Origin of the sequence: Streptomyces sp. Ag109_G2-15, from assembly GCF_900215565.1 — a bacterium.
GTDB lineage: Bacteria > Actinomycetota > Actinomycetes > Streptomycetales > Streptomycetaceae > Streptomyces > Streptomyces diastatochromogenes.
This window is the reverse complement of sequence record NZ_OCNI01000001.1, coordinates 6,794,663-6,805,868: the sequence shown is the minus strand read 5'-3', so window position 1 is coordinate 6,805,868 and position 11,206 is coordinate 6,794,663. Positions and strand designations below refer to the sequence as shown.

At 70.3% G+C, this 11,206-nt stretch carries 8 protein-coding genes; 3 read left to right on the top strand and 5 right to left on the bottom strand.

Going from position 1 to position 11,206, the window contains the following annotated elements; genetic code table 11:
- The first annotated feature begins 618 nt into the window (after window positions 1–618).
- The gene (locus tag CRP49_RS30640) at window positions 619–1,035 is read left to right on the top strand and encodes a hypothetical protein (RefSeq protein WP_097256265.1); all 417 of its coding nucleotides are present in this window, start codon (window positions 619–621) and stop codon (window positions 1,033–1,035) included.
- A gap of 419 nt (window positions 1,036–1,454) precedes the next feature.
- Here CRP49_RS30640 and CRP49_RS30635 read toward each other — a convergent pair whose 3' ends face one another.
- The 5 genes from CRP49_RS30635 to CRP49_RS30615 form a co-directional block, all read right to left on the bottom strand.
- Window positions 1,455–2,072: a malonic semialdehyde reductase gene (locus CRP49_RS30635; RefSeq protein ID WP_097256264.1), complete on the bottom strand. Its 618-nt coding sequence runs from the start codon at window positions 2,070–2,072 to the stop codon at window positions 1,455–1,457.
- A gap of 147 nt (window positions 2,073–2,219) precedes the next feature.
- Window positions 2,220–4,238: an acetoacetate--CoA ligase gene (locus CRP49_RS30630; protein WP_097256263.1), complete on the bottom strand. Its 2,019-nt coding sequence runs from the start codon at window positions 4,236–4,238 to the stop codon at window positions 2,220–2,222.
- A 16-nt stretch (window positions 4,239–4,254) separates the two neighbouring features.
- Window positions 4,255–5,853 carry a bifunctional 3-(3-hydroxy-phenyl)propionate/3-hydroxycinnamic acid hydroxylase gene (locus CRP49_RS30625; RefSeq protein ID WP_097256262.1) on the bottom strand — a complete coding sequence of 533 codons (1,599 nt, stop codon included), beginning with the start codon at window positions 5,851–5,853 and terminating at the stop codon, window positions 4,255–4,257.
- Window positions 5,850–6,788, bottom strand: coding sequence for a fumarylacetoacetate hydrolase family protein (locus tag CRP49_RS30620; RefSeq protein WP_097256261.1), 939 nt, complete (start codon window positions 6,786–6,788; stop codon window positions 5,850–5,852). The genes CRP49_RS30625 and CRP49_RS30620 overlap by 4 nt, the downstream gene beginning before the upstream one ends.
- The gene (locus tag CRP49_RS30615) at window positions 6,785–7,930 is read right to left on the bottom strand and encodes a VOC family protein (RefSeq protein WP_097256260.1); all 1,146 of its coding nucleotides are present in this window, start codon (window positions 7,928–7,930) and stop codon (window positions 6,785–6,787) included. The genes CRP49_RS30620 and CRP49_RS30615 overlap by 4 nt, the downstream gene beginning before the upstream one ends.
- Before the next feature lie 136 nt (window positions 7,931–8,066).
- On the opposite strand from CRP49_RS30615, the gene CRP49_RS30610 reads away from it, so the two are divergent.
- Both CRP49_RS30610 and CRP49_RS30605 read left to right on the top strand, forming a co-directional pair.
- Window positions 8,067–8,702 carry a TetR/AcrR family transcriptional regulator gene (locus CRP49_RS30610; protein WP_097256259.1) on the top strand — a complete coding sequence of 212 codons (636 nt, stop codon included), beginning with the start codon at window positions 8,067–8,069 and terminating at the stop codon, window positions 8,700–8,702.
- Between the two features lie 190 nt (window positions 8,703–8,892).
- Window positions 8,893–11,076 (top strand): SpoIIE family protein phosphatase, encoded by a 2,184-nt coding sequence (locus CRP49_RS30605; RefSeq protein WP_257033531.1) that lies wholly within the window; start codon window positions 8,893–8,895, stop codon window positions 11,074–11,076.
- Window positions 11,077–11,206 lie beyond the last annotated feature (130 nt).

The following is an 11,206-nucleotide window of genomic DNA, read 5'->3' as shown; positions in this document are numbered from 1 at the left end:
TCCTCAGCCGACCGCAGCTCGGCCATCGGCCATCAGCGCGTTTCAGGGCCATGCGGAGCCAACGGACGCCGACAGCAAACAGGAACGGGGCCCAGGTCCGCGACCTGGGCCCTGCTTGCCGCAAACGGCTCGTCAGCGAAACTTCCGCGAGACGGTCCCGCACCCGTACCGGCAGACTGCCGCGCGGGAACTCGGCCCGGGCCACCAGCGCGGCCCACTCCGGGATCTTCGGCAACCCCTCCGGCTGCATCGAAGCCCGCTCACCCCAGCCCCCGGAATTGCGCAGCAGAGTCTCGGTCCGCCGCAAGCGACGTCTTGGCCGCTCAGCAGGCGGGCGCGCCCAGGCCGCGACCAGATCCGGTGAGCTGCACCTCAGCGCTGCGGACCCTTGCATTCGACATTTTCGGACATTCTCTGATATCACTGTACTTCCATACAGCGTATGGAAAGCAGCGGAGAGCCGCCGGATCGGCGGCCTCCATTTCGACTGATGGTCGCCGGCTGTGCCCTCACGAGGGGTGAACTCGCCGATACGGCTTCGACACAGATGGGGCGCACCGCATCACCTGCACAGCAATCGCTGGGTTTGCGGACGACGCCAATACGAAGGAGATAACCATGAGGAAGCTCACGAAGCGCATTTCTCTCGCTGCCGCCTCCGCCGCGGTCGCGGGTGGCGCCGTTCTCGGCGCCGGGGGCACCGCATCGGCCGCGGTTCCCGAGTCTGCGCACGTGCAGCGCCCGGCCGTCAGCATCAAGGCCGACGACCACCGCGGAGACCGCGCTGTCGCCTACCGGCACAACTCCGAGGACCACCGCCGAGACGGAGACCGCGCCCGCCAGCACAGCGACCACTACACCGACTCGGACCGGTACGACCGCCGCGGTCACTTCTACTACTGGGATGACGAGGACTGCAGCTGGAAGCACGACAGGAGCCACCGCTACGACTGGGACCGGAACGACCGCGACTGGGACGGGTACAACCACGACTCGAACCGGTCCGACAACGACCGAGGTCGCGACAACCAGTGAGACAGGCGCCGTCGGCACGGGTGGGCTCAGACCGTGCACGTCGCCGTGACAACCGCTGGCGGTAGGAAGGTGGACGCTGATCTCGGGATCAGCGACTCCTGACCGCACCCGGGAGGCAGGCAGGAGGGGCTCAACGGCACCCTCCTGCCTGCACCTGTCGGCATTCCATACGGAGGTGAGAACGGCTGCTGCGTGGCGGGAGCCGCGCACCTTGATCACGTTCTTTCAGAAGCGAGGGAAGACCGCGCATGACAGCCGCGCCCACGGCACCCGGCGGCCTCCGCTCCCGATGGCGACACATATCCGGCTCGATGAGCCGTGCCGAGTGGGGCCGCGCAGCCGGGATGGGCGCCGGTACTCAGAAGAGCACCGGCGCCCAGGGCATGGCGCCTCTCACCTACCACGCGACGGCATTGCCCTCAGGCATAGGCGACGGCGTCCTCGACGGGCACGCGGGGCAGCCGCGGGAACCACGGGTCGGCACCGGGGTGACCGATGTTGACCACCAGTTGCGAGCGCCAGCTGGTACCGGCGAAGAACTCCCCGTCGACGCCGGCCTTGTCGAAGCCCGCCATGGGACCGGCCGCGAGCCCCGCCGCGCGGACGGCGAGCAGGAAGACCCCGGTCTGCAGTGCCGAGTTGTAGGCCGCGATGCTCTCGCGCGTGTCGATCTGGTCGGCGAACGCCGCTCGCAGCATGTCGCCGCGGGCCGGGAAGACTGTCGGCATCTGCTCGTGGAAGTCGACGTCGTACGCCAGGATCGCCACGGCCGGCGCACTGAACGTCTTGGCCCTGTTGCCCTCGTCGAGATGCCGGACGAGTCGCTCCTTGCCCTCGCGGGTGCGCACGAAGAGCACACGCAGAGGCTGCCCGTTGGCGGCGCTCGGCGACCAGCGGGCGAGCTCCCAGATCATGGCGAGTTCGTCGTCGGAAACGGCCACCTCGGCGAAGGCGTTCGCGGTGCGGGCCTCGGTGAACAGCACCTTTCGTCCGGCGTCGTCGAGGACATCGAGGACCTGCGATTCGCGGTCGGTCATGCTCATCTTTTCTCTCTTACTTCGGTTGTGTGTGGTGCCGGGGCGGGGTGACCGCCCCGGCACCACCCCGTGGGGACGGGGTTTGCGGAGCCGGGCGGGGCACAAGGACCCGGTGCTGTCACGTGGGCCTGTGTTCCCCTGGCCGACTCATGTGTGGTGTGCTGACCGCTTGTTCCGCTCCGCGCCCAGGCGGGCGAAGTAGGCGATCAGGTCGGGGTTGTCGACCGCCGCGGGGTTCAGGACCTGCTCGGCGGGGGCACCCTGGAGCAGGCGCTTGACGGGAACCTCGAGCTTCTTGCCGGTCTTCGTGTGCGGGAGCGCCGGTACGGCGAGGATCTCGTCGGGGACGTGGCGGGGTGAGGCGCCGGCGCGGATCGTGTCGCGGATCCGGTCGCGCAGGGAGTCGTCCAGACCGACCCCGTCGGCGAGGACCACGAAGAGCGGCATCCAGTAGCCGCCGTCGGGTTCCTCCGCGCCGACGACGAGGGCCTCGGTGATCTCGGGGAGGCGTTCGACGGCATCATGGATGTCGGCACTGCCCAGGCGCACGCCGTTGCGGTTGAGGGTGGCGTCGGAGCGGCCGTGGACGATCACCGAGCCGTGCGAGGTGAGCGTGATCCAGTCGCCGTGCCGCCACACACCGGGGTAGGCGCCGAAGTAGGCGTCGCGGTAGCGGCTGCCGTCGGGGTCGTCCCAGAAGTGCAGCGGCATGGACGGCATGGGGCGGGTGACGACCAGTTCGCCGACCTGGTCGAGGACGGGGGTGCCCGTCGCGTCGTAGGCGGCCAGCGCCACGCCCAGGTTGGGGGCGGACAGCTCCCCCGCCCAGACGGGGGTCGTGGAGGCGCTGCCGGCGAAGCCGGAGACGACGTCCGTGCCCCCGCTGGTGGAGGCCAGCTGGACATCGGCGCCCACATGGTCACGGACCCAGGGGTACGCGGAGGCGGGCAGAGCGGACCCGGTGCAGCCGACGACGCGGATGGCCGACAGGTCGTGCGCGGAGGGTTCGATGCCCAGCTTGGCCATGGCCAGCAGGTACTGGGGGCTGGTGCCGAAGACGGTGACCTTGTGGCGGGCCGCCAGTTCCCACAGGACGTCCGGGTGGGCGTGCGGCGCGGGGCTGCCGTCATAGGTACAGGTGGTGGCGCCGGTCAGCAGGGTGGAGACGACCAGGTTCCACATCATCCAGTGGGTGGTGGTGTACCACAGCAGGCGGTCCCCGGTGCCCAGGTCGGTGTGCAGGCCGAGCATCTTGAGGTGTTCGAGCAGAACCCCGCCGTGCCCGTGGACGATGCCCTTGGGCAGGCCGGTGGTGCCGGAGGAGAAGACGACCCACAGAGGGTGGTCGAAGGGCACCGGGGCGATGTTGAGGTACTCGACGCGGGTGGCCGCGTCCTCCCAGGCAACCGTCAGCCCCGAGCCCCCGCCCTCGGGCCAGGCAAGGCCCACGTGGTCCACGAGCACCGTGGCCTTCAGCGTGGGCAGGGCGCGGACCAGTTCGAGCGAGGCGGTCCGGCGGTCGTGTGTGGTGCCGTTGAAGAGGTAGCCGTCCGCGGTGATGAGCACCGTGGGTTCGAGCTGGGCGAAGCGGTCGGCGGCGGCCTTGGGTGCATAGTCCTGGCCGCACACCGACCACACCGCGCCCAGGCTGGCGGCGGCGAGGAAGGCGATGACGGCGTGCGGGGTGTTGGGCAGGTAGCCCACCACCCGGTCGCCCTGTCCGACTCCCAGGTCGCGCAGGGTGGCGGCGACGGAGGCGACCCGGGCGCGCAGCTCCCGGCCCGTGATCTCGTAGCCGGCTCCGGTCTCGTCCAGGGCAGTGATCGCGGGAGCGTCCGGCTGCAGGTTGCGCAGCGCATGGTGGGCGTAGTTGAGGGTGGCGCCGGGGAACCAGCGGGCGCCGGGCATGGTCTCCTCGGCCAGCACCCGCTCGTACGAAGTCGTCGCGTCGACGTCGAAGTACTCCCACACCGCGGCCCAGAACCCTTCGAGGTCGGTGACGGACCACTGGTACAGGGCTCGGTAGTCCGTGGGGTCCTGGATCCCTTCGGCGCCCCGGTGCCGGGCCGCCCATCGGGCGAAGTCGGCGATGCGGCTGTGCGCGGCCGACTTCGGGTCGGGGGTGAAGAAGGGTTCCGGATACGGCGCAAGAGGCGGTGTGGTCATGGTGTGGTGCTCCTCGTCAGGCGGGCCGGACGTCGGCGGTACGGCGGGCCGTGTGCAGCAGGGGTGCCCAGGCGACGGTGTCCGTGAAGTCGCCGGTGCCGGCCTGGACGGTGTCCAGTACGACGCGGTCGGGGCGCAGCAGGACGGCGTCGGCACGGCCGCGTGTCAGCCAGCCGGCCAGGGTGCCGTCGTCGCCCAGGTCATCGACGTGGATCGTCGAGGCGCCCAGTGCCGTGGCCACGGCCGTCATCTGCGCCGTGGGCGGCACGGCGGTCAGGACGGCGAAGGAGTCCCCGAGGACGTCGTCGAGGCGCACGCGTGTGCCGTCGTGCCGTACCCAGGGCTGCGGGCAGAAGGTGCCGGGCAGCACGCGGCCGGTGAGCCTGGGGCGGCGCCGTACTAGTGGACCGGCGGACAGGGCGGGGCTGAGGTCACGGCTCACCGCCGCGGTCACACCGGGGATGCGACAGGCCGTGCCCACGACGGCCCGGCGGAACGCCGCACCGCGGTCCTGTCCGCCGGTCATGGCCCAGCCGACGGCGACCGCCACGCGGATCACATGGCGGGCGTGCGGCTTGCGCTCGCGTTCGTAGGTGTCCAGCAGTCCCTCGTGTGCGCCCTGTTGGAGCACCCGGGCGAGCTTCCAGGTGAGGTTGTGCGCGTCGCGCAGGCCCGCGCACAGACCCTGCCCGACGAAGGGCGGGGTGAGGTGGGCGGCGTCGCCCAGCAGGAAGACACGCCCCCTGCGCCACCGGTCGGCGAGACGGGCCCGGAAGGTGTACTGCGCCTGCCGCATCACCTCGAAGTCGCCGCCCGGCGAGGCGTCGGACGGCAGATCCACCCAGGGGGCGACCAGCTCGCGCAGGCGCTCCCATCCGTCCGGGCCGTCCAGGTGCTGATCGTCGGCCAGCCGGAACTCCCAGCGGTAGCGGTCCTCGCCGACGCGCATGAAGGTGGCCGGCTGCCTGGGGCAGCAGATCTGCTCAGCGCCTTCCCAAGTGCGCACCGGGAGGCTGGTGCGCACGTCGATGACCCTCCAGCTCTCCTCGAAGTGCAGGTCCTCCCAAACGGCGCCGATGGCGTCACGGGTGAGGCTTCCCGCACCGTCGCAGCCGAGGACGGCATCGGCCCACAGGTGCTCCTTCTCGCTTCCGCCCTCACGGCGGAAGGTCACCCGCACCGGAGCAGCCCCGTCGGCGTCCTGGGTGACGGACACGACCTCCACCCCGCTCCACAGCTCGCACTCCGGGCGGCGTGCCAGGGCGTCGCGCAGCAGGCGTTCCAGCTCGGGCTGGTCGAACATGCTGGTCTGCGGGAAGCCGTGGTGTCCGTGCAGGGATCGCGGGAACTCGGTGATCATGCGACGCCGGGCGTCCAGGAGCCGCAGCCCTGGCGCTGGGCGGGCGAGGGCGGCGAATTCCTCGTGGACCCCGACGCTCTGCAGGATCCGGCGGATCTCGTCGTCCACGACCACGGCGCGCGGCAGCGGGTAGACGTCCCGGTGGCGTTCGAGGAGCAGGCTGCGCACTCCGTGCCGGGCGAGCAGCAGGGCGGCCGTGACCCCGACGGGTCCCGCACCGATGATCACCACCGGTCTCTGGGATGCGGCCTTCATGGCGCGTCCGTAACGGGGGTCCGCTGCTCGCCGAGCTCGATCCGCCCGTCCGGGGTGGAGATCGTGGCGGTGATGAGGTCACCGTTGTGCAGGTAGAGGGGGTTCTTGGCCTGGCCCTTGAAAAACGCCTTCCACTTCAGTGCGGGCGGCAGCAGGGCACTGATCTTCGCGACCGGCGCGGGCGGGGCCTTCAGGGCAGTGCCGCCGGGCGTGCCGGTCAGCAGCAGGTCGCCCGGGTCGAGGGTCTGGAAGCGGGCGAGCAGTGTGAGCGCCTGTGCGGGCCGCACGATCATGTCGGCCAGCGTGCGGTCCTGGCGCGACACTCCGTTGACCGACAGCCGCAGCCGCAGGTTCAGCAGATGGGCGAAGTCCTCGGGCTCCAGCAGGGCCAGGTACGGTCCCGTCGGTGTGAAGGTTGGATAGGACTTGCTCTCGTAGAACTGGGTCTTGGTCAGCTGGACGTCGCGAGCGCTGACGTCGTTGGTCAGGACAAGGCCGGCGACGTAGCGCGGCAGGTCCTGCTCCTCGACGACGCTGCCCACGGGCAGGGTCGCGCCCATGACGAGGCCGAGTTCCACCTCGTAGTCGAGGAACTTCACGTGCGCGGGGCGGATGATCGCGTCGTGCGGGCCGCTCACCGAGCCGGACGCCTTGCGGAAGAAGGTGGGCGGGATGTCGCCGGTGAAGCCCGAATCCTTGGCGTGGCTGCGGTAGTTGACCATCTGGGCGACCACCCGGCACGGGGTGGTGACCGGAGGCAGCGCCACCAGGTCGATGACGGGCGTGCCGCTCTCGGCGGAGGCGGCGGCTTCGCGGACCGCGTCGCGGTCGGCGAGCAGTTCGGCGGTGGTCACGGCCTTGGTGTCGATGCGGACGGCGCGCTCGTCCCGGACGACCCACCAGCCGTCAGGGGTGCGCAGAACGTTGGTGCTCATGAGCTCATCGCTTTCATCAGGCCCAGCAGGCGTGCGGGGTCGAGTTCGTTGTCGTCGCGCAGGGCCGCCATGACCTCGCGCAACTTGGCGGGCGACGGGTTGGCGCCCAGGAAGTCGCGGGTGACCGGCGGGCCCCACTGGGCCAGGCCGCTCGCCGACATCGGTGCCCAGCCGGGCTCCAGGTCGCAGGAGAACAGGTCGCCGTCGGCGAAGTGCTCCAGCATGAAGTGGTCGGGGTCGCGCCAGTAGTCGAACAGCTGGCTGCCCTGGATGTGCCGGCCGATGCCCCAGCTGCGCTGGTAGCCGCGCTCGGCCAGGTACTCCCCGCCGGCGGCGATCGCATCGAGGTCGGTGACCTGGTAGGCCGAGTGGACGTAGCCGGTCCCGGGCCCCAGGTGCAGGGCCAGCGTGTGGTGATCGACGGCCACGCTCCCCTGGTCGCACCGGATGAACGCCATCGTCGGCCCGCGCCCGCGCTGCCCGTCCAGGAACAGGAAGTCGGACACGATCATCCCGAGGGTGTCCAGGTACCAGTCCAGGGTGCGGGCGAACACCCGCGTCTCCAGCACCACATGGCCCAACCGCTGGATACGGGACGGCTCACGGGGCGGACGCTGGGTGGCGTTCGTACGACGATGATCGGTACCGAAGTTGAGGATCAGCGGCTCCTGCTCGGGCAGCGCAGGCAGCTGCTCGGCGCAGTGCACGACCCGGACCGGCAGGCCCGAGGGATCGAGCAGGGCGACCGACTGCCCACCGCCCGGTACGCCGATGTCCCGGACGGTACCGCCGGTGGCGCGGGCCAGCCGGTCCAGGTCGGCCCGCTCGGCCGCACGGAACGCCGGCCCGATGAACCGGGACGCACGCCCACGCCGGATCACCATGCAGGGTGAGCCCTCGAAGGTCCCGCGCAGCCACAGCTCCTCCTCGGTGCGGGCGGCGATCGCGAACCCGAAGTCACGCGCGAAGACCTCGGCCCTGTCCAGGTCCGGCTTCTCGAACTCGAGCCAGGCCAGATCCGCCACCTTGATCACGGGGTTCCGGGAACGTCCGGGGTGCTCTCCTCGCAGGGCGCCCAGCTCACTGTGGAGGTCTTGGTGGGGCGTCTGGGGAGTGGCCCTGTTGACGGGGGTGTGGGACATGGTGTCCTCCAAGCAACACTGCTGAATGAGGAAATCATCAACATTGCTGTTACCCATCGTCAATAGGGTGGACCCAAATAATTGATGATCTCATCACTGATGGCAGACTCATCGCTACGGTTGTTACAATCGCCGTATGCCGACGTCAGCCCCGCCCAGGAACCGCTTCGAGAGGCGCCGTGCCGAGACCCGTCAGGCGCTGGTCCGTGCGGCCCGGCAGATCCTCGCCGAGACCGGGGACACCAGCGCCAGCATCCAGGCCATCGCGGAGCGCGCGGACGTCGGTTTCGGCTCCTTCTACAACCACTTCGAGTCCAAGTCCGAGCTGTTCGACGCCGCGGTGACAGACGCCCTGGAGGAGTTCGGGCAGGTCATCGACGAGCGCGTACATGGCATCGACGACCCGGCCGAGCTCGTCGCCGCCGGCTTCCGGCTCACCGCACGCATGGCCGACTCCCACCCCGAACTCATGCGGATCCTGCGTGACCGCGGTCTTACCTACATCCACTCCGCCCGCGGACTCGCCCCGCGAGCCCTGCGCGACCTGGAGAACGGCATCGCATCGGGCCGCTTCACCTGCCGCAACGCGACCACGGCCCTGTCCGCCTTGGGCGGCACCCTGATGTCCCTCGTGGCGCTGCGGCTGGCCCGCCCCGACCTCGACGGCGACGAGGCCGCCTCGGACCTGGCCGAGATGGTCCTGCGCATGCTCGGCGTCCCGCCGGAGGACGCCCACCAGGTGACCCGGCGGCCGCTGCCCGACGTCAGTTGACCGGAGCACCGGCTGCCCCAGGCCCCGTGGACACCGGAACGCCGTGGGCGCCAACCGTCCGTCGGCGGCCGCGCGGACCCTCGTCCTCGACCACGACAGCCCGTGAGACCGGGCTTCGCCCGGACACCGCGCAGCCAGATGCGTCGAGATGAGGCTTCGCAGTCCACCAGCACGGCGTAACGTCGTCAGTGTGGACTTCACCGCGGACAGTCTTCTGTCCCGTGCCGCGCATGAACTCAGCCCGCGAGCGGACGATCTGATCCACGACATAGAGCAATGCCTGCGGCGCGAGGTCCCCGAGCTGTGGGACGAACCCGACATCGCGCAGATGACGAGGGAGAACGTCGCCGAGCACGTCATCGCCCTACTTTTCGGCATCGAGCACGGCATCGAGCCAAGGCGGATCAATCCGCCCGCCGCCGACGCAGAGCGCGCGCGTCGGCTGGCTCAGCGCGGGAAGCCGGTCACAGCGATGCTGCGCGCCTTCCGGCTCGCGCAGAGCCGTATCCTCGACCGGCTGCTCGAAGAGCTGTCCCGGCTCACCAGCGATGCCGAGCCGATCAACGCGGCGGCACGCAAGCTGATCGCATCGGCGACCGAGTACACGGACCGCATATCGGAGACGGGCGTCCTGGCCTTCCAGGAGGAGCGGGATCGCCGGGTGCAGTGGCGGCTGTCGGTGGTCAACGAGGCGAGCGTACGCGTCGGAACGACCCTGGACATCGCCCGCACCGCCCAGGAGTTGGCGGATCTGGCCATCGAGCACTTCGCCGACGCCGCCACCGTCGACCTCTTCGACACGTCTTCCGGAGACGAGCCTCCCGCGAAGGGCGCACTCGTGGTCCGCCGGGTCGGCCAGCGGTCGGTGACGGACGATTACCCTGAGCCGACCTCCCCGGAAGCGATCTACGGGGAATCTGTTCCGCCGCAACAGCTCCACAGGTATCCGGACGGATCACCACCGGCTCGCGTCCTGGTCACCGGCCGGCCCTCGCGGCACCACCTCGGCCCGTCCGCATCCATGCTGCTGGTACCGCTGTGCGCCCGTGGCACCACCCTGGGCCTCGCTCAGTTCTTCCGTCACCACAAGCCCGACGCGTACGGGGACGAGGACCTGCTCCTCGCCCAGGAGATCGCGGCCAGGGCGGCGGTGGCCATCGACAACGCCCGCAGATACACGCACGCGCGCGCCACCGCACTCACCCTCCAGCGCAGCCTGCTCCCGCGCAGTACACCCGCGCAGTCCGCCGTGGAGGTCGCCTGCCGCTACCTGCCTGCTGCCGCCCAGCTCGGCGTGGGCGGCGACTGGTACGACGTCATCCCGCTGTCCGGCGCCCGGGTCGCACTCGTGGTGGGCGACGTGGTCGGCCACGGCATCCACGCCGCCGCCACCATGGGCCGGCTGCGGACCGCCGTGCGCACCCTCGCCGACATCGACCTGCCGCCCGACGAACTCCTCACCCACCTGGACGACGTCGTCATCCGCCTGTCCGCCGAAGTCTCTTCCGAAGTCTCTTCCCAAGCGGACACCGAATCCGCGGGGTACATCGGGGCCACCTGCCTGTACGCCGTATACGATCCCATCGCCGGCTGCTGCACCCTCGCCCGAGCGGGCCACGTACTGCCAGCCGTCGTGACCCGGGACGGAACCGTCGACATCCTCGAGTTGCCCGCCGGTCCGCCACTCGGTCTGGGCGGCCTGCCGTTCGAGGCGGCGGAGATCGACCTGCCCGAGGGCAGCCTCATCGCCCTCTACACCGACGGCCTGATCGAGGCCCTCGACCACGACATCGAGACGGGCCTCACCCGACTGTGCCACGCCCTCGCGCAGTCCTCCGCCTCCCTGGAGACGACCTGCGACACCGTCCTCGAAGCGCTGCTGCCCGCGGACCGACCGCACGACGACGTGGCACTCCTCCTGGCCCGCACCCACGCCCTCGGGGACCGTCAGGTCGCCACCTGGAACGTGGATGCCAACCCGGCCGAGGTCGCCCGCGCCAGAGCGAGCGTCTCCCAGCAACTGACCGCCTGGGGACTGGAGGAACTCGACTTCACCACCGAACTGGTCGTCAGCGAACTGGTCACCAACGCCATCCGCTACGGACGGCCTCCCATCCAGCTGCGTCTCATCCACGATCGCACCCTCATGTGCGAGGTCGCGGATGCCGGGAGCACGACTCCGCACCTGCGCCGGGCCCGTGTCTTCGACGAGGGCGGGCGAGGTCTGTTCCTCGTCGCCCAACTCGCCGAGCACTGGGGAACGCGCCATGCCCGAAATGGCAAGACGGTCTGGGCGGAGTGCGCCCTGGCCGCGCCGGAGCTCCTCTCCGACGCGGCGGCGCTGGACGTGGAGGGTATTCCTGGGGTCGTATGAGCACCATCTCGCCCGGCCCGCCGAGACGATCACGAGGCTTCTCGACGCCTGCTCCAGGGCGTCCCCGCCGAGCAGGTCCTGAACTCTTCGGCGGTCGACAACCCCGACCTCGTCGGTTACTTCGCCGGCC

Coding starts and splice junctions, on each gene's coding strand:
- CRP49_RS30640 (WP_097256265.1), top strand. CDS start 619: ATGAGGAAGCTCACGAAGCGCATTTCTCTCGCTGCCGCCTCCGCCGCG.
- CRP49_RS30635 (WP_097256264.1), bottom strand. CDS start 2,072: ATGACCGACCGCGAATCGCAGGTCCTCGATGTCCTCGACGACGCCGGA.
- CRP49_RS30630 (WP_097256263.1), bottom strand. CDS start 4,238: ATGACCACACCGCCTCTTGCGCCGTATCCGGAACCCTTCTTCACCCCC.
- CRP49_RS30625 (WP_097256262.1), bottom strand. CDS start 5,853: ATGAAGGCCGCATCCCAGAGACCGGTGGTGATCATCGGTGCGGGACCC.
- CRP49_RS30620 (WP_097256261.1), bottom strand. CDS start 6,788: ATGAGCACCAACGTTCTGCGCACCCCTGACGGCTGGTGGGTCGTCCGG.
- CRP49_RS30615 (WP_097256260.1), bottom strand. CDS start 7,930: ATGTCCCACACCCCCGTCAACAGGGCCACTCCCCAGACGCCCCACCAA.
- CRP49_RS30610 (WP_097256259.1), top strand. CDS start 8,067: ATGCCGACGTCAGCCCCGCCCAGGAACCGCTTCGAGAGGCGCCGTGCC.